Source organism: Allokutzneria oryzae, from assembly GCF_042429765.1.
Classification (GTDB): Bacteria; Actinomycetota; Actinomycetes; order Mycobacteriales; family Pseudonocardiaceae; genus Allokutzneria; species Allokutzneria oryzae.
This window is the reverse complement of the sequence record NZ_JBHLZU010000019.1, coordinates 134,634-154,486: the sequence shown is the minus strand read 5'-3', so window position 1 is coordinate 154,486 and position 19,853 is coordinate 134,634. Positions and strand designations below refer to the sequence as shown.

Sequence of the window (19,853 nt, the reverse complement as noted above, 5' to 3'; positions counted from 1 at the left end):
GCGTGGATCTTGCGGACTGTGGCCGGAGAAGGGGAGCGGTGGACGCGGACCTGACGGCGCTTGCCGAAGCACACGGCGTTGCGACCTGGTACGAGGACGGACAGCGGCAGCGGGTCGACGTGGCCCCGGACGTGGTCGTCGAAGTGCTCGCGCTGCTCGACGTGGACGCGTCGACACCGGAATCGGTGCGCGCCGAGCTGGAGCGGGTGCGACAGCGCACGGCCGAGAACGCGCTGCCGCCGGTGATCGTGCTCCGGCAGGGCACCACGCGGGCGGTCGGTGCGGGTGCGCTGCGTCTCGAAGAGGGTGGCGAGCTGGCCGTGGACGGTGAGCTGCCCGCCGACCTTCCGCTGGGCTGGCACGAGCTCCACGTCGGCGACCAAGTGGTCACGGTGGCCGTCGCGCCGCCCGCGCTGCCGGAGCCACCACGAGCGTGGGGCTGGATGCTCCAGCTCTACGCGGTTCGCTCGGCCGGGTCGTGGGGGATGGGCGACCTCGCCGACCTGGCGGAGTTCTCGCGCTGGGCGGGGGAGTCGGGAGCCGGGGTGGTGCTGGTCAACCCGCTGCACGCGCCCAACCTCACTAAGCCGGTCGAACCGTCGCCGTACTCGCCGTCCAGCCGCCAGTTCGTCAACCCGCTCTACCTCCGCGTCGAGCACACCGATGCCTACGCGCGCGCGGACGAGGCGACCAGGGCGCGGGTCGACGCACTGCGAGCCCCGAACGGCGACCGCATCGACTACGACGAGGTGTGGCGGGCCAAACGCGGCGCGCTGGAGTTGTTGTGGCCCTTCGCCGAGGTGGCCGAGCCGGATGCCGCTTTGCGGGACTTCGCCACCTTCTGCGCGCTCGCCGAGGAGCACGGCCCGCGTTGGCGGGAGTGGCCGGAGGAGCTGCGCCACCCCCGCAGCGCCAGGACTGAGCTCACCGAACGCGCCCGGTTCCACGTGTGGTTGCAGCAGTTGTGCACAGCGCAGCTGGAGGCGGTTCGGCGCGGATCCACGGTCCGTGTCGTGCACGACCTCGCCGTGGGCGTGAACCCGGCGGGCGCTGACGGATGGATGCTCCAGGACGTCTTGGCGAAGGCCAGCGTCGGCGCTCCGCCGGACGAGTTCAACCAGCAGGGCCAGAACTGGGGGCTGCCGCCGTGGCGGCCGGATCGGTTGGCGGAGCAGGGGTACCGGCCGTACCGGGACGTGCTGCGCGCGGTGCTGCGGCACGCCGACGGCATCCGCATCGACCACGTCGCGGGGCTGTGGCGGCTGTGGTGGGTGCCGGAAGGCTCGGGCCCCGAGCGCGGAACGTACGTGCGCTACGACGCCGAGGCGATGCTCGGAGTCCTCGCTTTGGAGGCGCATCGGGCGAACGCGGTGGTGATCGGTGAGGATCTGGGCACGGTGGAGCCGGAGGTGACCGAGGCGCTGCACGAGCAGAACATGCTCGGCTCCACGGTGGTGTGGTTCCAGCGCGACCACGAGGCGGACGGCCAGCCGCTGCTGCCGCCGTCGACCTGGCCCGCCAACGCGGTCGCCAGCATCTCCACGCACGACCTGCCGACCGCGCCCGGCTTCCTCAGCGGTGAGCACGTCCGCGTCCGCGCCGAGATCGGTGTGCTGGCGCGCTCGCTCGCCGAGGAGCAGGCCCACGCGGACGCGGAGCGCGCCGACTTCATCGAGCTGCTGCGCGCGGAGTCACTTCTGGGATCAGGGGAAGCGACTGACGACGAGATCGTGGTGGCCCTGCACGGGCTGCTGGCGCACAGCCCATGCAGGGTGCTGCTGGCCTCGCCCTACGACGTGGTCGGCGAGGTGCGGCAACCCAACCTGCCCGGCACGGTCGCGGAGTACCCGAACTGGAAGCTCCCGCTGCCGTTGACGCTGGCCGAGCTGCGCGAAGACCCCCGCGTGCGCCAAGTGGTCGAGCTGTTGCGCACGACGCGGCAGGTGTGACCGTCAGCGGATCAGGTAGGCCGGCTCCGAGCCGAAGTCGCTGTGTCCCGCCAGCCCAGGACGTGCGTGGGGAACCGCCGCGGTCACCTCCGGCGCGGAGCCCCTTGACCTCGGTGAGGCCCGAGTTCGTCAGCGTGTTCAACGACTCTCCGAGCGGTCGCACATTAACGCTTTCACTAGGAAAGTAGTGCAAGCCTGCTACGGTGTCGCCGTGTGGAAACTCCTCGCGGCCGCACTGCTCGTGCTCACGCCGCTCCCGGCGAAGGCCGAGGTCACGTGGCGGCCGTGCGCTCAGGACGCGACGGCCGAGTGCAGGACGCTGCGCCTGCCCGTCACCGCAGTGGGCGGCACGTTCGACATGGCGGTGGCCAGGCGCAAGGCGACCAACCCCGCCAAGCGGATCGGTGTCCTGGTGCTCAACCCCGGTGGCCCGGGTGCCTCCGGAGTAAGGATGGCGGTCGGCGCGAAGGACCTGTTCTCTGCTGAGGTCCAGGAACGCTACGACCTGGTGGGCTTCGACCCGCGAGGCATCGCGGGCAGTACCCAGGTTCGCTGCTCGGGTGAGGTGATCGGGCGCAAGCCACGGGATTTTCCGCGCAACCAAGCCGAGTTCGACGAGCTGGTCGCCTACAACCGAGAACTGCGCGAAGACTGTCGCAAGTGGACGGGGCCGCTGTTCGACCACGTCGACACGCTCAGCGTCGTCGAGGACATGGACGCACTGCGCAAGGCTCTGGGCGAAAAGAAGATCAGCTACTACGGAGTGTCTTACGGCACGCTGATCGGCCAGCAGTACGCGCAGCGCTACGGCGCCAACCTGCGCGGCATGGTGCTCGATTCCGTCATGGACCACGGCCTTAACGCGAAGGACATGGCAGCCAGCGCGGCTGCTGGCGCAGAAGACTCATTCGCGGAGTTCGCCCGCTGGTGCGCCACGGATGCCGCGTGCGCCCTACATGGCAAACCCGTTGCTCAGCAATGGAAAGACTTCCTCACGGCGAGCGACCGCGGCGAGCTGCTGGAGTTCGGCAGTATCCCGATCTCCCCCGAGTACGCGATCGGCCGCGCCTACAGCGCCTTCATCCGTGTGGAGTGGCAGCAGTTCGCGACCTGGATGTCCGAGCTGCGGATCGGCACTGCTCCGACCGAACGTCCTGCGGCGCGCGGTATCGGAACACAGGCACATGGGCGGTTCGCAGTGTTCTGTCAGGACTGGTCGATGCGCCCGGCCTCATATGAAGATCTCCGGCGGACCGCGGACGCGGAGCGTGCTGCGGCTCCCGCGATGCGTTTCTCGCCGGAGCTGCGCGAGGCGATGCTTGACTGTGCCGGCTGGCCGCCGCCCACCAACCCGTCCGCGACGACAGTCCTCGCTCCGACAACACCCACGATCATGGTCGCGAACGCCCGCCACGACCCTTCGACGCCTTACGCGTGGGCGACGGGCGCCTACAAGCAGATGCGCGAGCGCGCGGTTCTGCACACCTACGACGGGTGGGGACACGGCGTCTACCACCGAGGACAGTGCAACCGCGCGGCGATCGACGCCTACCTGCTTGGCGGCCCACCACGCGACGCCACCTGCGGTGGCTAGCGGAAAGGCGGAGTGTCGGTGGGGCGTCGTACGTTGAGCGCATGGCTGAACGCAGGCGCGGCGCTCCACCGCCTCCGACGACCCGGACGGTTCACGACAAGGACTGGGACCACGACGACCTGTCCGGGTTGAGCCATGAGCGGGTGGCGTTCGTCGACGTCGACATGACCGAGGTCGTCGGCCAGGGCGCGGTGTTCACCGAATGCACGTTCCGCGATGTGCGGTTCAACGTCTCGGAGCACACCGGGGCCGCGTTCCTCAACTGCACGTTCACCCGCTGCGACTTCTTCGACGCCAGCTTCACCGACTGCAAGCTCGTCGGCAGCATGTTCGACCGGTGTGCGTTCGACCTGATGAAGGTCGTGGGCGGGGACTGGTCGTTCACCGGGCTGCCCGGCGCCGATCTGCGCAGGGCGTCGTTCAGCGGAGTGCGGATGCGCGAGGCGGACCTCACCGGGGCGCGCTGCGAGGGTGCGACGCTGCACCGTGTGGACCTGTCGGGCGCGTGGCTGGACAAGGCGAACCTGGAGCGTTGTGACCTGCGGGGGAGTGATCTGTCCTCAGTGGACCCGCTGACCGTGGCGCTCAAGGGCGCGGTGATCGAGCCGGAGCAGGCGATGGTGATCGCCGCCGCGCTGGGGCTGCGGTTCGGCTGAGGTCGTTGGGGACCGGGCGGCTCAGCGCCCGATGCTCGACGTGAGCAGGTGTCCGCTCACCCCGCCCGGCGGTCGATGAGCAGGCACCACCTCACCACCCCCTGGCACCCTCGCAACCCTCACCCCCGTGCCCCTCATTTCGCGTTTTGTAGCCTTAATGCGAAATGAGAGCGCTCTTTTGCGCATCAAGGTGACAAAACGCGATAACCGGACCACGCCAGCGCACGGGGGGGCGACGTGGCGTCGAACCGGCTGAAGCGCAGGATGCGCGTGGCCGCGGCGCCGTCGTGATGACCGTGAGCGTGGTCCCGATTGTCTGGGCCTTCACCAAGGTCGGCGTCTCGCTACCGCGCTCCAGCGGCGCGCAGTCCCGGGTCGGCAGGCGATCTCGCCCGGCGGTCGACGAGCAGGCCGAGACCGTCCAGGATGCGCTCCACTGGCCTTCTACGCGGGGAACGGGACGCAGTTCCACGCCCCGCAGGAGGGCGAGACGCTGAAGCACAGCCAACCTCGGCTGAGCCAACCCCGCCGGAATAGCATCGCTCTCATCCGGCAAGGAAGGCTTCACCGTGGACAAGCGAATCGGTTTCATCGGTCTCGGCGCGATGGGCACGGCGATGGCGGCCAACCTCGTCGCGGCGGGGTACGACGTGACGGTGTGGAACCGCAGTCCCGGCCCGGTCGAACTCCTGGTCGCGGCCGGAGCCCGTCCGGCGGCCGACCTGGAAGAGGTCTTCGGCACCGGGACGGTGCTGTCGATGTTGGCCAACGACGACGTCGTGGAGGAGCGCCTGCTGGACCCCGCCCTGCTCGCCGGCGCTCCGGAAGGCGCAGTGCACGTCAACATGGCGACTGTCAGCGTTGAACTGGCCAAGCGCGCCACGGCCCTGCACGCCGAGCACGGGGTCGGGTACCTGGCGGCCCCGGTGTTCGGCCGGGTTCCGGTCGCCGAGGCGGGTCAGCTCAACGTCCTCGCCGCCGGGCCGGACGAGCTGGTCGAGCGGCTCCGTCCGGTGTTCGACGTGCTCGGAAAGCGCACTTGGCCGCTCGGCACGCAGCCGCACCAGGCGAACATCGTCAAGATCATCGGGAACTACCTGCTCGCCACGGCGATCCAGTCGCTGTCGGAGGCGGTCAGCCTGGCCGAGAAGGCGGGTGTCGACGCGAACGACCTGGTCGAGCTGCTCACGGGCTCGCTCTTCCCGGGACCGGTGTACAGCGGCTACGGCAAGCTGATCGCCGACCGCGAGTACGAGCCCGCGGGCTTCACCGCCACGTTGGGCCTCAAGGACGTGAACCTCGCGATGAACGCCGCGGCGGGCCTCGATGTCCCGCTCCCGTTCGGCGAGATCGTCCGCGAGTCCCTGCACGAAGCACTCGCCAACGGTCAGGCGGACCAGGACTGGGCCTCCATCGCCGAGGTCCAGCGCCGCCGGGCGCGGTCATGATCACCGTCGTCTTCGACGAGGCGTTCGCCGCCGACCCGCACGGGCACTACGCCCGTCTGCGCGCGGCGGCACCGAGCCACCGCGCCGAACTGCCGGACGGTTCACCGGCGCGCCTGGTCTGCCCCTACGACCACGTCCGCGAAGGACTCGCGGACCCTTTGCTGTCGTTGAACAAGAAGCACGCGCGCGGCGGCTACGCGGGCTTCTCCCTGCCGCCCGCGCTCGACGCGAACCTGCTCAACATGGACCCGCCCGACCACACCCGCATCCGTCGCCTGGTGACCAAGGCGTTCACCACCCGCCGCGTCGAGAACCTGCGTCCCCGCGTGGTCGAACTCGCGAACTCCTTGGCGGACAAGCTTTCCTCCCCATCGGACCTGACGGTGGAGTACGCCACACCGATCCCGCTGACGGTCATCGGAGAGCTGCTCGGGGTCTCCCGCGCCGACCAGGCCGAGTTCTCGGTCCTGATCACGCGCATGTTCGCCCCGGAGCATCCACGCCAGGTCCCGGCGGCCATCGCGGCGATCACCGAGTTCCTGGTCCGCCTGGTCGCCTCGCGCCGTGAGCGCCCCGGCGACGACCTGCTGTCCACGCTGGTCGCGGCCCGCGACGACGGAGACCGCCTCACCGAGGACGAGCTGGTCTCGCTGGCGTTCCTGCTGCTGCTCGCGGGGGTCGAGAACGTCCAGCACACGATCGCCATCGGCGTGCTCCTGCTGCTGAGCCACCCCGAGCAGCTCGCGGCGCTGCGAGCCGACCCGGCCATGGTGCGCGGCGCGGTCGAGGAGATCCTCCGCTACGACCCCTCGGGGCCGCTGGCCATCCGCCGCTTCGCGCTCGCGGACGGGGCGGGCAGGGAGGCGGGGGAGACGGTGATGCTGAGCGTGGCGGCGGCCAACCGCGACCCCGCCCGCTTCCCGGACCCGGACCGCTTCGACATCCGGCGCGCCGACAACGCCCACCTAACCTTCGGCCACGGCATCCACCACTGCCTCGGCGCCGCACTGGCGCGGATGGAGCTGGAGGTCGCGCTCGGCACCTTGTTCCGCCGGTTCCCGGACCTGTCGTTGGCCGTGCCCGTCGACGAGCTGGCGTGGCGCAGGTCTTTCCGCTCCCGCGCGCTCGCCGCGTTGCCCGTGCGCCTGGGCACGACACCATAGGTGACGTGGGGCCGTCGGCCGGTCGCGCTGGGGGTCGCGATGGTCGGCCGACGGCTGTCCGGGAGCCGCTCCGGGCACGAACGCCGTGCTCTTGGGGTGGACCGCCGACCGGGGCGCGGGAGCCCTGGCCTGCGGCCGACACGGTGCGCGCTCTATCGGGCGCTCAGCCGGACATTTCGAACAACGTGCCACAGAGAACGCTTGTTCCCGCAGGTAACCGGCCTCACAGTCGGACAGCCGACGGCTCAGACGAGAGTCGGGACCGCGTTGCCGGACTGCTCGATCGCCCGCCGCACGGGCACCAGGGAGATGAGGATGATGCCCACCACGAAGAAGACCATCAGCGACAGGATGGCGTAGCGGAACGAGCCCGTCGCCTGGCCGATGCCCGCGTACAGCAGCGGTCCGAGCCAGGACGTCGAGCGCTCGCCGATCTCGTAGAGGGAGAAGTACTGCGCCTCGCGGCCGGGCGGCACCATCTGGCTGAACAGCGAGCGGGACAGCGCGTTCGTGCCGCCGAGCACGAAGCCGATGCCGATCGCCACGCCGAAGAACTGGAACATCTGCCCGGCCTCGACGAAGAACGCCGCGGCGAGCACCACGATCCACAGCGCGAGGCTGACCAGGATCGTCCGCTTCGCGCCGATGCGGCGGGCAACCATGCCGTGCACGACACCGCCGATGAAGGCGATGAACTGCGTCAGCAGGATCGTCGCGATCAGCGTCTCCTCGTCCAGCTTGAGTTCGAGCTTGCCGTACTGGCCCGCGACGTTGGCGACCGTGGAGATGCCGTCGGTGTAGATCAGGTACGCGCCGAGGAAGGCCAGCGTGAGGGGGAACGCCCGCGCCGAGCGGATCGTCGAGCCGAGCTCGCGGAAGCCGTCGGCGATCACCGAGGCGCCGGGGTCGCGCTTGGCTGGCGGCTGGTGCCGCTTGAGCCTGCTGAGCGGGACCAGGGTGAACCCGGCCCACCACAGGCCGGTGATCACGAAGCAGATCTGGACCGCGGTGCCCTTCTCCAGCCCGACCTGCTCGTGCATCAGGAAGAGCACGAGCTGGATGGCCAGGGCCAGTCCGCCGCCGAGGTAGCCGAAGGCCCAGCCGCGCGAGGACACAGCGTCGCGCTCGTCGGGCTCGGCGATCTCCGGCAGGAACGCGTAGTAGACGACGATGGAGGCGCCGTAGCAGATGTTGCCGATCACGAACAGGATCGCGCCGAGCTCCCAGTTCGACCCGGACACCAGGCCGAGCGCCAGGGTCGCTGCGGACCCGCCGAACGCGAAGCCGCCGAGCATCTTGCGCTTGTTCTGCGCCCGGTCGGCGATAGCGCCGCTGATCGGGAGCACCACCACCTGCACCACGGTCGCGATCGACAGCAGGTAGCCCCACAGCGAGCCCGCGGGGAACTGCAGGCCGAAGGCGATGATGTCGCAGTTGCGCAGTGTGTCGTCGTTGGGACACGGGTTGGGCCCGTTGAGCGCCGTGTCGGCCATGGCGGCGCTCTGCGCGACGGTGGTCAGGTAGAGGGAGAGGAACACGGTCACCACCGAGGTGGGGAAGACCGAGTTGGCCCAGTCGTACCAGATCCAGCCGCGCTGCTCCCGTTTGCGCGCGACCGGGTCCGGGTCAGCCATCGTCGCCGCGCCGTCCGCCGTGCTCATCAAGACCCTCCCGCCGGGGTGATCCAGAGCACCCGGCACGCGGACTGTACTGGTACGGGTACCCGGCGCTGACGATCACCGGGCGAGTTGACTGCGAATCGCGATGTACCCGTTCCCCGCCGTCCACTCAGGACCGCGGCCACTGGCCTGCGCCGACCTGGTGCACGGGGTCGGACCGAGGTTTCCGGAACCGCGGCAAATCCGCTCGATCGCGGTACTCAGGTGCCGGTTGTCGGGTGTGTTGCTTGTGGGGCGAACTACCTGCACTTACGGTCGCGCCATGTGTACAGTCCGTAACCTCGCGAAGGCGTTAGTGCTGGTCGCACTCACGGTGGCCCTCGGAGCGGCCGGGGCGGGGACCGCTGTCGCCGACCCGAGCACCACGGACTGGCAGCGGCTGCGGATGTGCGAGTCGACCGACCGCTACGACACCAACACCGGCAACGGCTACTACGGCGCCTACCAGTTCGACCTGCCGACATGGCGCAGCGTCGGCGGGATCGGCCTCCCGCACGAGGCGTCCAAGGCGGAGCAGGACTTCCGCGCGCTGTACCTGTACCGGATGCGCGGCTGGCAGCCGTGGGAGTGCGCGGACAAGCTCGGCCTGCGCGACGACCGCGACGCCCGCACGAAGCGCCTGCCCACCTATGCGGAGGCGGCGTACATCAGCGGCTCGCTCGGCTTCCCGCCGTGGCCCGGCAAGGTCTTCGACTACGGCGACTGCCACCCGGCGCTGCGCACGTGGCAGCTGCGGATGAACGCCTTCGGCTACAAGTTCCAGGGCACCGGGTGCTACTACGCCGAGACCAAGGCGGCGGTGCTCGCCCTCCAGCGCGCCAACGGGATCAAGGACTCCGGCCTGCTCGGGCCGAAGACCTGGGACGCCGCGTGGAACGGCAAACGCCCACGCTGACGAGGGAAGCGGACTGGTGTGGCCCGGCCACCAGTCCGCTCCGGTGCTCCGGGCGGTCAGAACCGCCGCGGTGCCGTCAGCACCTGCGGTGTTCGGTCCGGAGCTGGTCCAGGTGGTAGCGCATCTGGTGGCTGATCTCAATCACCAGGCGCTTGGAGATGTCCTTTCGCCCGGCGAGGAACTCGTGCTGGACGAACCGGCGGAGCTGCTTCTCCGCGCGGATGGAGAGCCGCTTGTGGTCGGCGAGGTACGCCCGCGACTCCTCGCGGACAACGACGCCGCACTTCCACGCCCGGTCCCGCGCCTTCGAGATCACGAAGATCGTGATCTTCTCGATGGTCGTGCGCTCGAAGAGCCGCTCGTACTCGATGACGTTCCTGCCCTTGATGAGCTGGCGGTAGTCGAAGACGTTGCGGTCGTCGTAGATGATCCTGCCGCTGATGATCGGGACCTTGCCCTCGTCGTGCGCCTGCACGGTCGCCGGCGGTTCCGCCGTGCGCGGGGGCGTCATGGCCTGGGCGACGGTGGCCGAGGACAGGGCGAGCGCGCCCGCCAGTCCGACGGCGGCGAGTAATCGAGACATGTCCTGCTTCCTCTCCTGGTGTCGAGTTGATCTCGGCACCAGGGCGAGTGCCCCGGTGTCACGCGCGCCATGCGGGGAGGGTCACAAGATCACGCGACCGGCCCCAAGATCATGTGGTGCGATCGGCTCAGCGGGGAGGCCCCGCCGCTCACGCCGCGGCCCAGACCTTCCGGCGGCGCAGTACGTCGCGCAGGGTGTCCGGGCGGTCGGTCACCAGACCGTCCACCCCCATGTCGAGCAGCACGGTCATCTCCGCCGCCGCGTCGACGGTCCAGGCGTGCACCTCCAGGCCCAACCTGTGCGCGATCCGCAGCAGTCTGTTCTCGATCACGGTGACTCGGCCGCGCCGGACCGGCAGCTGCGCGAGCTGACCGCGCACCGCCGAGCGCAGAGGGAGGACGGGCAGCCGGGCCGCCGCCCACAGCGCGCCGGCCGACCGGCTGCCCAGCGCCGTCAGCAGCCGCGCGCCGCCGCCGAGCCGCAGCCGGGTGAGCCGCTTGTCGGCGAAGGAGGCGAGGCAGACGCGATGCCAGGCGCCGAGGCGGTGCACCACCCGCAGCACCGGATCGACCGCGGAGTCGGCCTTGACGTCGATGTTGAAGAAGGTGTCCGGCAGCTCTTCGAGCACGTCCTCAAGGCGGCTGACCCGCTCCCTGCCGGCGATCCTGGCCTTGCCGACCTCGGCCCAGCGCTGCCCGGAGATGGGGCCGATCCGGTCGGTCGTGCGGTCCAGCAGGGCGTCGTGGTGCACCACCACGACACCGTCGCTGGTGGCGTGGACATCGGTCTCGATGTACTGGAAGCCCTCGGCCGACGCGCGCCGGAACGCGCTCAAGGAGTTCTCCATGCCGGCAAGCTCGTCGACGTGCCAGCCGCGGTGCGCGAAGGCCCTCGGGTAGGGGCCGTCCAGGTAGGGATGCGTACGGGCCACCCTTCGAGTGTGCCTGGGCGGCGTGGCGCGGGGGTGACCGCGTGGTATCCGGATAGCGTCGGGCACGTGCAGGCGGGTAGCGAGGGCACCGGCTGGGGCAGGCGCCCCGAGGCGCGGCACTGCGGATGGTGCGGACAGCGGCTGGCGGACGGCGAGGGGCGCGGCAGGCCCCGCCGGTACTGCGGACACTCCTGCCGTCAGCGCGCCTACGAGCGGCGCGCGGCCATGCAGCGCGGCGGGTTGCCCGAGGACGCCGTCGTGCTCTCGGCGGCTGAGCTGGCCGACCTGCAGGATCGGCTCTTCCAGCTCCGCTGCGCGGCCGAGGACGTGGCGACCGCCGCGGAGGACGGCGCGGACAGCGGCGAGCTGCGGAGGATGGCCGCCGGACTGGTTCAGGAAGCCAAGGGTCTGGAGCGGCTGCGGTAGTTCATGGGGCTTTGGAGACCTGCGGGGACGCCTGGTACCTGTATCAAGAACTGGCAACGATGGGCCCTTGCCCACGGGTGCACGGGGCGGCGACCATGGCGCTCAGCGGCGAGGAGGCGTTAGGTGTCGGACGACGGTGCGGCGCAGTTCGCGGTGCTGCGGCACACGGACGTCGGATTTGCGGTGACTGACCGTGGTGGTCGGTTGCTCTGGGTGAACCCTGCCCTGGCGAACATGCTCGGCATCCCCGAGGAGGGTGCGGCGGGCCGGTCGCTGCCCGCGCTCATGCCCGGTGTGCCGGACGGGCCGCGCGCGGGCATCGCCGCGTTACTCGCGCCCTCGGCCCGCCCGCAGGGCCACCGGTGGCTGGAGGTCAGCTGCACGCACCTAGACGGGACCGAGAACCTCCTCTACCGCGCGATGGACGTGACCGCGTGGCGCTCCCGCGAGCTGGAGGCAACGCAGCAGGCCCAGGCGCTGCACCGCGCGCAGATGCTCGGCCGGATGGGCAACTGGGAGTGGTACCTGCCAGACGACCGGGTCGTCTGGTCGGACGCGCTGCTGGACATGGTCGGCCATCCGCCGGGGACCGAGCTGGACTACGCGGCGTACACCTCGCTGATCCACGAGGACGACCGGCCGGAGTTCCAGCGGGTCGTCGAACGCGCGCTGCGCACCGGTGAGCAGTTCACCTACACCCACCGGATCACCCGCGCCAACTGCGGCTCCGAGCTGGTCTTCGAGTGCTTCGGCGAGGTCGTGCGCGACGACGCGGGCCGCCCGGTGCGGATGCTGGGCACCGCCCACGACGTCACCCAGTCCCACCGGCTGCACAGCGAGCTGCTGCGACTGTCCGAAGAGGACCCGCTGACCGGGCTGCCGAACCGGCGCGCGCTGACCAGGGAGCTGGAGCGCCAGCTCGCCGCGGGCGCGACGGGCGCGCTGCTGCTGCTGGACCTGGACAACTTCAAGGACGTCAACGACCTGCGCGGGCACGCCGTCGGCGACCGGGTGATGCGGACGCTGGCGACCAAGCTCAGCGGTCAGCTCGGACCCGGCCAGCTGCTCGGCAGGCTCGGCGGTGACGAGTTCGCGGTGGTGCTGCCCGATGTGGACACCGCGCAGGCCGCCGCGGTCGCGGAGAAGCTGGCCGCCGGGATCTCCGCGCTGCCGGTGATCACCGGTGCCGCCGCGACGAGGATGACCGCGAGCACCGGCGTGGCGCCGTTCGGCGACGGAGCCGGGTGGGAGGACGTGCTGGCCAACGCCGACCTGGCGCTGTACGCGTCGAAGGCGGCGGGCCGCAACCGCGTCACCGTCTACGAACCGGGCCACTACGCCGACACCGTCAAGCGGGTCTCGGTGCTGGACCGACTGCGGTTCGCGCTGGACAACGACGGGTTCGCGCTGCACGCCATGCCGATGGTGCACCTGCGCACCGGCCGCATCCTGGGCTACGAGCTGCTGCTGCGGCTGGAGGACGGCGACGGCCCCGCGCCTGGCCCCGCGGAGTTCCTGCCGGAGGCCGAGCGCTCGGGGCTGGTGCTCGACATCGACAGGTGGGTGCTGGACAAGGCGCTGGACACGCTGGTCAGACACCCCGACTCCGACCTGCGGTTCAACGTCAACGTCTCCGGCCGCACGCTTGAGGACGCCGACTTCGCCAAGTTCGTGCTGGACCGGCTGGTCGCGGCGGGCGTGACACCCGGGCGGCTCGGCCTGGAGATCACCGAGACCGCCGCGATGACCAACCTCGACGCCGTGCGCGACCTGGCGGAGCAGCTGCGCGCCACCGGCTGCCGGATCACCCTGGACGATTTCGGCGCGGGTTTCGGTTCCTTCGTGCACCTCAAGCACCTGCCGATCACCGGCCTGAAGATCGATGGCGAGTTCGTCCGCGGCATCGACCGCGGCACCAGCGACGCTGTCCTGGTCAGCGGCATCCTGGAGATCGCAAGAGGCCTCGGGCTGTCCACAGTGGCCGAGTGGGTGGAGCGGCCGTCCCAGGTCGACGCGCTCGCCCGGCTGGGCGTCCGCGTCGGACAGGGCTTCCACCTCGGCCAGCCGACACCGCTCGCGGAGATGCTGCGACACCGGAGGGAGCACCAGGCGCCAACAGACGCCGCGCACGGGCTGCCCAGCCGCAGGGCGGGCCGGTGACCGAACCGTTCAGCGTGCGCATCGGCGTGCGCGGCTACGAGCTGGACACCCAGGGCCACCTGCACGGCGCGACCTACCAGGACTACGGCGAGCACGCGCGCTGGGAGGTGCTGCGCGCCGCGGGCGTCCCGCAGGAGAAGCTGCTGGCCAACGGCGTCGGACCGGTCATGCTGGAGATCAACGTCCGATACCTCTCCGAGCTGCGCGCCGGTGACGAGGTGGACGTGACCTGCGGGTTCACCTGGGGCGCAGGCAAGACCTTCCTGATCGAGCAGGAGATCACCCGCACCGACGGCACGGTCGCCGCAGAGCTCAGGGTGGTCTCCGGCCTGATGGACCTGGGGCTGCGCAAGCTCGTCGCCGACCCGGCCGAACGCTTCACCGAGCTCGCCGAGCGGCCGGAGCTGCTCGGTCTCTAGCGGCTCGGCAGGAGGTTCGCCTCGCCGCGCAGGTCCGCGAGCAGGTCACCGTGTTCGGCAACGCGGTCCAGCACTGCGGCCGGCGTGAACACCAGGTCCTGCGGCCTCGCGCAGCTCTCGACCTCGTCCCAGGTGACTGGAGCGGACACGGTCGGGTGTTCGCGGGCCCGCAGCGAGTACGGCGCGACGGTGGTCTTCGCGGTGTTGTTCTGGCTCCAGTCGATGAGCACCTTGCCGTCGCGCAGCGCCCGCCGCATCTTCGACACGATCTGCTGTGGACGGTCTGCGGCCAGGCGCTCGGCGAGCTCGCGCGCGTACTCGCGGGGCCGCTCGGCGTCGGAGCCGCGAATCGGCACGTAGAGCTGAAGTCCCTTGGAGCCACTGGTTTTCGGGTAGGCGGGCAGGCCGTCTCCCGCGAGCTCGGCGCGCAGCAGCTCGGCGACGCGGCAACACTCCACAATGGTCGCCGGAGCACCCGGATCGAGATCGAACACCAGCAGGTCAGGATCGCGCCGGGCGCCGCGCGGGTCGACTGTCCACTGTGGAACATGCAGCTCCAGTGCCGCCAGGTTGGCCGCCCACACCAGGGTCGCGGTGTCCTCGGCCACGGCGTAGTCGGCGTGCTCGTTGCCCCTGCCGCTGCCCGGCGTCGCCAGCCGCACGGTGCGCACCCAGTCCGGGGCGTGCCGGGAGACGTTCTTCTCGAAGAACGACGGCCCGTCCACTCCGTCCGGGAACCGCTTGAGCGTCAGGGCTCGGTCGGCGAGGTGGGGGAGCAGGACCGGGGCGATCCGGGCGTAGTAGTCGATCACCTCGCCCTTGGTGAACCCGTCGGCGTAGAGCACCTTGTCCAGGTTGGTCAGCCGCACGGTCCGCCCGTCCACCCGCACCGACACGGCCTCGCTCATGACCTGCCCACCTCACCAGGGGTTTTGTCCGGGCGCAGGCCCCGCCAGCGCGGCAGTCGCAGCCGTCCGTCCTCGGTCCAGCTCTGGAAGACCACCTCGCCGACCAGGCTCGGCCGGACCCACTGCGCCCGACGGGCGTGCGCGCGGGGCACCTCGGGGGAGAACGGGCTGGTCCGGCGCGCGAGCCCGCGCAGGGTGGTGGTCAGCGAGCGCAGCGCCTCGTCGCTGAAGCCGGTGCCGACCTTGCCGACGTAACGCAGGGTCCCGTCGGGCTCGGGCAGGCCGAGCAGCAGCGATCCGATCAGTCCCGCCCGCTTTCCCGCGCCCGGCTGCCAGCCGCCGACGAGCACTTCACTAGTTTCAAGATCAGTGATCTTGATCCAGTCCGCCGAGCGGAGACCCGGTCGGTAGCGCGACTCGCGGCGCTTGGCAACGACCCCCTCCAGCCGCTGCTGCCGCGCGGCGTGCAGCACGGCCGTGCCCGCTCCGGGGTACGCGCGCGGCGTCAGCCAGTGGCCGCCACGCAGCTCCAGTGCCTCCAGCAGGTGTCTGCGCTGGTCATAGGGCAGGTCGAGGCAGGACCGCCCGTCGAGGTGGAGCAGGTCGAAGACCAGGTACGTGACGGGCCGCTGCCCGGCGAGCCGCGCGATCTTGGCCTGGCCGGTGGCGTTGATCCGCTTCTGCAACGCCGCGAAGCTGGGCCGCCCGTTCTCCAGCACCACGATCTCGCCGTCGAGCAGCGCGGTGCCCGGGAACTGCGGACCCAGCTCGCGCAGCTCCGGGTAGGTCGCGGTGATGTCGGCGCCGCTGCGCGCGAGCAGGCGCAGCCGCCCGCCGGTGATCCGGGCCAGCGCGCGCACGCCGTCCCACTTGAACTCGTAGGAGAACTGTTCGTCCTGGTCAGCGCTGGGGAGTGAGCCGCGGACCGCGAGCATCGGCGACAGCACCTCCGGTGGGGGCGTCCGCTCCGGCGTGCCCGCCTTCGTCGCACCGCGGCGGACCATCCAGTCCTTGCCGGCGCGGTCCTTCCGGTCCGCGCGGAAGAAGACGTACCTGCCGGTGGCGCGCGTGCCGTGCAGGACGACGTCCACCTCGTGCTCGGACCACTTCAGGGTGTCGTAGCGACCGCTGTCCCAGATGGTCATCCGGCCGCCGCCGTACTCGCCCTTCGGGATGTCTCCAGAGAAGTTGAGGTACTCCATCGGGTGATCCTCGGTGCGCACCGCGAGCCGGACCGTGTCCCGCTCCTCCGGCAGGCCCCTCGGCACCGCCCAGGACGCGAGCACCCCGTCGCGCTCCAGCCGCACGTCCCAGTGCAGCCGTCGCGCGTGGTGCTCCTGGATGACGAAGAGATCGTTGTTCCCGCTGGTCAGCTCCTCGGTGCCGGGCATCGGCTCCGGGGTCCGGGCGGCATCGCGCCTGCGGTGGTACTCCCGGAGGTCGGCCATGGCTCAGGCGCTCTTGTCCTTGGCGCCGGTCTTCTTCGCGCCGCTCTTCTTCCGGGCGGAGGCCTTCTTCCCGCCTCCGGCGTCGGAGCTGTCGGCTCCGCGCTTCGCCTCGGCCCGCCCCGCCTTGGCCTGCGCGACGCTGCGCTCCAGAGCGGCCATCAGGTCGATCACCTCGCCGCTGTCCTCGGCCTCCGGCTGCGCGGGCAGCTCCGCACCCTCGGCCTTGGCCTCGACCAGCTTCGCGAGCGCGTCGCGGTAGTCGTCGGTGAACTCCTCGGGGACGAAGGTGCCCGCCATGCTCTCGATCAGCGACTCGGCCATCCGCAGCTCCTGCGGCCGGACCTCCACGTCCCCCTCGAGGAAGCCGAACTCCGGCGTCCTGATCTCGTCCGGCCACATCATCGTGTGCAGCACGAGCACGTCGTCGCGGGCGCGCACCACGGCGAGCGACTCCCGCTGCCGCATGGTGATCTTGACGACCGCCAGCCGGTCCGCCCGCTCCAGCGCGGTCCGCAGCAGCACGTACGGCCGCACCGCCGCCTTGTCCGGCTCCAGGTAGTAGCTCTTCTGGAACAAGATCGGGTCGATCTCCTCGGTGGGCACGAACTCCAGCACCTCGATGGCGTGGTCGGTGGAGATCGGCAGCTTCTCGAAGTCCTCGCGGTCCAGGACGACCATGCGGCCGTCCTCCATCTCGTAGCCCTTGGCGATGTCCTGGTAGGCGACCTCCTCGCCGCACGCGGAGCAGACCCGCCGGTACCGGATGCGCCCGCCGTCCTCCCGGTGCACCTGGTGGAACCGGAAGTCGTGCTCCTCGGTCGCGGCGAACAGGCGCACCGCGATGGTCACCAGACCGAACGAGACCGCGCCGTGCCACATCGCCCTCATCGGCCATGCGTACCTCCTCAGCAGCGGTTTCGCACCTTGATCTCGCCGATGGCCCACCGGGGTTCGACTGCCTGCCGTATCCGTTTTTTCACCGCGATGGTCCAAGTCTTGTTCCACGGCGCGAGATTCCGGGCCGACCAAGCGTATTCGGGTCGGAACCCGCAAGGAGCCGGAACGCCGGCGAGAAAAGCGGGGCGCCAGCGCCGGAGGGAATTGGGATGAGAATTTCTTTGCCGATTGCACTGATTCTGGTGGCAGTCCTGTCGCCAAGCGCAGAGGCAACTGTCGCGCGGACAGAGCTCACGTTGACCCTCGCGAAGGGGGAGAAGCCCTTCCCCGCCGTGAAGAAACGGAGTCTGACCTGCGACCCTGTTGGCGGAACCCACCCATTCGCCAGGCAGGCATGTCGAGATCTCAAGCGCAGCGACGGGGACTTCCGGCGCCTCCCCGGCGATCCGCGGCACAGCGGGTGTCCACGGGACTACTGGCCGGTCACAGTGACCGCACGTGGTTTCTGGAAAGGACGGCCGATCGCTTTTAAGCACACCTACGGAAATGACTGTACGCGTAACGCGGAGTCTGGACCTGTGTTCCGGCTCTGACTAGCACGGAGGTAAGCAGAATGAAGCGAAAGTCAGCTGTGGCCGCCCTCATGGGGCTCGCAATGATGGTCCTCGGTACCGCCACGGCGAACGCCGCGGCACCGCCCCGGCTCCAGCCGCTGGGCGATGTGGTGGTCAGTGACAGCATCACGGCCTACGCTGGCCCGCGCATCGGCTCCAGCCATGTGACGCGCTGCAAGATCGAGGTGCAGGCCCGCTTCCGGACTGACATCAGCCCGGTCACCGTCCGGTTCGCCGGCCGCAACGACTGCAGCCGGGCGCTCTACCAGACCGGTCGTGCGCGCCTGCTGAACGAGACCAGGGCGATCGAGAAGTCCGCGCCCGCGTTCCCGATCGGCATGAAGACGAGGGCCGTCAGCCAGAGCACCTACCAGCAGTTCTCCAGGGGTCTGGAGCGCACCGTCCAGCACCACACGGTCGTGCGGGCGCCGCTCGGCCAGGTGTGGAAGGTCGTTCCGCAGGGCTGCCGTGGCAAGAACACCACGCGTCTGACCTGCACCTTGGAGCAGTCCTTCATCGTGTGACGCACACCTCTGGGCGGGGCCGAGCAGTCGGCCCCGCCCAGGGCGAGTCCCTGAAAGATCATTCCTGCCTGACATTGCCTGAACGATTTCGCCGCCACCGTCTCCCGCGACGGTGGCTTCTGCGTTTTCCTTGCCTGGCTTCTGTCGCCGCCGCGCGGGCTCCGGCCGTCGCGGCCCCACCCGCGGGACGGTCCCCATGAGTGATGCTCCTTCCACCGGCGGCCCGTTGCCCGGCCCGGGCTCTCTGATGTGGCGTTACGCGGGGCTGTGGCGGTTCATGCTCGTCCTCGGCAGGGCGCTGGTGCTGGAGACGGCGCACCCGGCCGTCGGCGCGGGGGTCGCGGAGTTCTCGACCTACCGGCACCGCCCCTGGCGCCGGGCCCAGCAGACCCTGACCAGCCTCCAGCGCATGGTCTACGCCGACACCCGGGGCCGGGAGAAGGAGGTCGCCCGGCTGGACCGGCTGCACAGCCACATCAACGGCGTCGACGAGGCGGGCCGGGCGTACAGCGCGCTCGACCCGGAGGCGAAGGCATGGGTCTACCTCACGATCTTCGAGGGGATCGTGACGATGTGCCGCACCGGTGGCGACCCGCTCTCCGCCGAGGACGAGGCCCGGCTGTACCAGGAGTGGCTGGCCATGGGGGCGCTGCTCGGTGTCGCCGAGGCGATGCCGCCGACCGTCGCGGACTTCTGGGCCTACTTCGAGCGCGTGTCCAGCGAGCGGCTGGAGCGGACCAAGGGACTGCAGGACCTGCTCGACGCGTTGGCCGGTGAGTTTCCGCTGCCCTCCGGGCTGGAGTTCGTGCCATTGCCGTTGTGGCGGCTGGTGAGCACGACGGCGGTGCGGGCCTACGCCGACGTGACCGCCGCGCTGTTGCCCCCTCAGCTGCGGGAGCGCCTGGAGATCCAGCCCAGCTTCGTCGGCTCCGCACTGTCCACTGTGGTCTGCCGTGGCGCGGGGCTGCTCGACAAGGTGCTGCCGACGAGGTTGCGCTACACGCCGCTCGCGGTGACCGCGCTGACCGCCGAACACCTGCTGCGTCCGAGTGGGCCGCGACCGGGCGTGGGCGGCTCGGAGATCTTCGCCAGGGTCCTGGACCAGAACGGCGACGGCGCGCTCAACTGGGTCGATCTCGCGGCGTCCGCGCGGGTGATCGCGGCGCGGCTCGATCTGGACGAGAAGACCGAGACCGCGCTCTACGACGCCTTCCACGCGTGGTGGGTGGAGCTGCGCGAGATCGCCGACGCCGACAGCGACGGCCGGGTGAGCGGGGAGGAGTACGCCTCGGCGCTCTACGAGGGCAGCGCCCTGCGTGCCGCGATGGACGTAGTCGCCGACGCCGTCGACCGCGACGATGACGGCTACGTCGAGCTGGCCGAGTACGCGCACCTGCTCGGCGGGGCGGAGCACCACGAGGTGGTCGAGAGCTTCCGGCGCTTGGACGCCGACTCCGACGGCAAGCTCACGGTCGCGGAGTTCGCCGTCGGGCTCGGTGCGTTCTTCCTCGGCCAGTCGGACTCCCCGGTGGACCGCCACCTGCTCGGACAGACCTGAC

18 protein-coding genes are annotated in these 19,853 nt (G+C 70.4%); 12 read left to right on the top strand and 6 right to left on the bottom strand.

The features are described from left to right. Positions 1-38 precede the first annotated feature (38 nt). From ACFFQA_RS24085 to ACFFQA_RS24065, 5 genes are all read left to right on the top strand, one after another. Positions 39-1,949 (top strand): 4-alpha-glucanotransferase, encoded by a 1,911-nt coding sequence (locus tag ACFFQA_RS24085; protein ID WP_377856414.1) that lies wholly within the window; start codon positions 39-41, stop codon positions 1,947-1,949. Positions 1,950-2,289: 340 nt separating this feature from the next. Further along, on the top strand, positions 2,290-3,543 hold the full coding sequence (locus ACFFQA_RS24080; RefSeq protein WP_377856411.1) for an alpha/beta hydrolase: 1,254 nt from the start codon (positions 2,290-2,292) through the stop codon (positions 3,541-3,543). 41 nt (positions 3,544-3,584) lie between these two features. Further along, positions 3,585-4,199: a pentapeptide repeat-containing protein gene (locus ACFFQA_RS24075; RefSeq protein ID WP_377856409.1), complete on the top strand. Its 615-nt coding sequence runs from the start codon at positions 3,585-3,587 to the stop codon at positions 4,197-4,199. 569 nt (positions 4,200-4,768) lie between these two features. Further along, positions 4,769-5,647 (top strand): NAD(P)-dependent oxidoreductase, encoded by an 879-nt coding sequence (locus ACFFQA_RS24070; RefSeq protein ID WP_377856406.1) that lies wholly within the window; start codon positions 4,769-4,771, stop codon positions 5,645-5,647. Further along, positions 5,644-6,810, top strand: a complete 1,167-nt coding sequence (locus tag ACFFQA_RS24065) for a cytochrome P450 family protein (protein WP_377856404.1) — start codon at positions 5,644-5,646, stop codon at positions 6,808-6,810. Before ACFFQA_RS24070 ends, ACFFQA_RS24065 begins: the two co-directional genes overlap by 4 nt. 245 nt (positions 6,811-7,055) lie before the next feature. Here ACFFQA_RS24065 and ACFFQA_RS24060 read toward each other — a convergent pair whose 3' ends face one another. Then, positions 7,056-8,471 (bottom strand): MFS transporter, encoded by a 1,416-nt coding sequence (locus ACFFQA_RS24060; RefSeq protein ID WP_377856401.1) that lies wholly within the window; start codon positions 8,469-8,471, stop codon positions 7,056-7,058. A 280-nt stretch (positions 8,472-8,751) separates the two neighbouring features. On the opposite strand from ACFFQA_RS24060, the gene ACFFQA_RS24055 reads away from it, so the two are divergent. Then, positions 8,752-9,384, top strand: coding sequence for a transglycosylase family protein (locus tag ACFFQA_RS24055; protein WP_377856398.1), 633 nt, complete (start codon positions 8,752-8,754; stop codon positions 9,382-9,384). Between the two features lie 76 nt (positions 9,385-9,460). Here ACFFQA_RS24055 and ACFFQA_RS24050 read toward each other — a convergent pair whose 3' ends face one another. Beyond that, entirely contained in the window at positions 9,461-9,967 is a 507-nt protein-coding gene (locus ACFFQA_RS24050; protein ID WP_377856395.1) for a hypothetical protein, read from the bottom strand. Between the two features lie 148 nt (positions 9,968-10,115). Next, complete coding sequence (locus ACFFQA_RS24045) at positions 10,116-10,898, bottom strand: glycerophosphodiester phosphodiesterase family protein (protein ID WP_377856393.1); 783 nt, start codon at positions 10,896-10,898, stop codon at positions 10,116-10,118. A gap of 66 nt (positions 10,899-10,964) precedes the next feature. Between ACFFQA_RS24045 and ACFFQA_RS24040 the strand changes: the two genes are divergently transcribed. The 3 genes from ACFFQA_RS24040 to ACFFQA_RS24030 all read left to right on the top strand — a co-directional run bounded on the left by ACFFQA_RS24040 (position 10,965) and on the right by ACFFQA_RS24030 (position 13,903). After that, on the top strand, positions 10,965-11,324 hold the full coding sequence (locus tag ACFFQA_RS24040; RefSeq protein ID WP_377856390.1) for a hypothetical protein: 360 nt from the start codon (positions 10,965-10,967) through the stop codon (positions 11,322-11,324). A gap of 123 nt (positions 11,325-11,447) precedes the next feature. Beyond that, positions 11,448-13,484, top strand: coding sequence for a putative bifunctional diguanylate cyclase/phosphodiesterase (locus ACFFQA_RS24035; protein WP_377856387.1), 2,037 nt, complete (start codon positions 11,448-11,450; stop codon positions 13,482-13,484). Then, on the top strand, positions 13,481-13,903 hold the full coding sequence (locus ACFFQA_RS24030; protein ID WP_377856384.1) for an acyl-CoA thioesterase: 423 nt from the start codon (positions 13,481-13,483) through the stop codon (positions 13,901-13,903). The genes ACFFQA_RS24035 and ACFFQA_RS24030 overlap by 4 nt, the downstream gene beginning before the upstream one ends. Here the strand turns inward: ACFFQA_RS24030 and ligD (ACFFQA_RS24025) are convergent. Genes ligD (ACFFQA_RS24025) through ku form a run of 3 tightly spaced genes read right to left on the bottom strand, consistent with a single transcriptional unit; the run spans position 13,900 to position 17,147 of the window. Continuing rightward, positions 13,900-14,811 (bottom strand): non-homologous end-joining DNA ligase, encoded by a 912-nt coding sequence (gene ligD, locus ACFFQA_RS24025; protein WP_377856382.1) that lies wholly within the window; start codon positions 14,809-14,811, stop codon positions 13,900-13,902. The two genes, ACFFQA_RS24030 and ligD (ACFFQA_RS24025), sit on opposite strands and share 4 nt — an antisense overlap. Then, positions 14,808-16,259 (bottom strand): non-homologous end-joining DNA ligase, encoded by a 1,452-nt coding sequence (ligD, locus tag ACFFQA_RS24020; protein WP_377856379.1) that lies wholly within the window; start codon positions 16,257-16,259, stop codon positions 14,808-14,810. The genes ligD (ACFFQA_RS24025) and ligD (ACFFQA_RS24020) overlap by 4 nt, the downstream gene beginning before the upstream one ends. A gap of 3 nt (positions 16,260-16,262) precedes the next feature. Then, positions 16,263-17,147 (bottom strand): non-homologous end joining protein Ku, encoded by an 885-nt coding sequence (ku, locus tag ACFFQA_RS24015; protein ID WP_377856376.1) that lies wholly within the window; start codon positions 17,145-17,147, stop codon positions 16,263-16,265. Between the two features lie 5 nt (positions 17,148-17,152). Here ku and ACFFQA_RS24010 point away from each other — a divergent pair, with 5 nt between their 5' ends. From ACFFQA_RS24010 to ACFFQA_RS24000, 3 genes are all read left to right on the top strand, one after another. Further along, a complete protein-coding gene (locus tag ACFFQA_RS24010; protein ID WP_377856374.1) occupies positions 17,153-17,749 on the top strand; it encodes a subtilase-type protease inhibitor in 597 nt (198 codons plus the stop codon). 20 nt (positions 17,750-17,769) lie between these two features. Then, on the top strand, positions 17,770-18,294 hold the full coding sequence (locus ACFFQA_RS24005) for a hypothetical protein (RefSeq protein ID WP_377856372.1): 525 nt from the start codon (positions 17,770-17,772) through the stop codon (positions 18,292-18,294). 196 nt (positions 18,295-18,490) lie between these two features. Next, on the top strand, positions 18,491-19,852 hold the full coding sequence (locus tag ACFFQA_RS24000; protein ID WP_377856369.1) for an oxygenase MpaB family protein: 1,362 nt from the start codon (positions 18,491-18,493) through the stop codon (positions 19,850-19,852). Position 19,853: the final 1 nt, after the last annotated feature.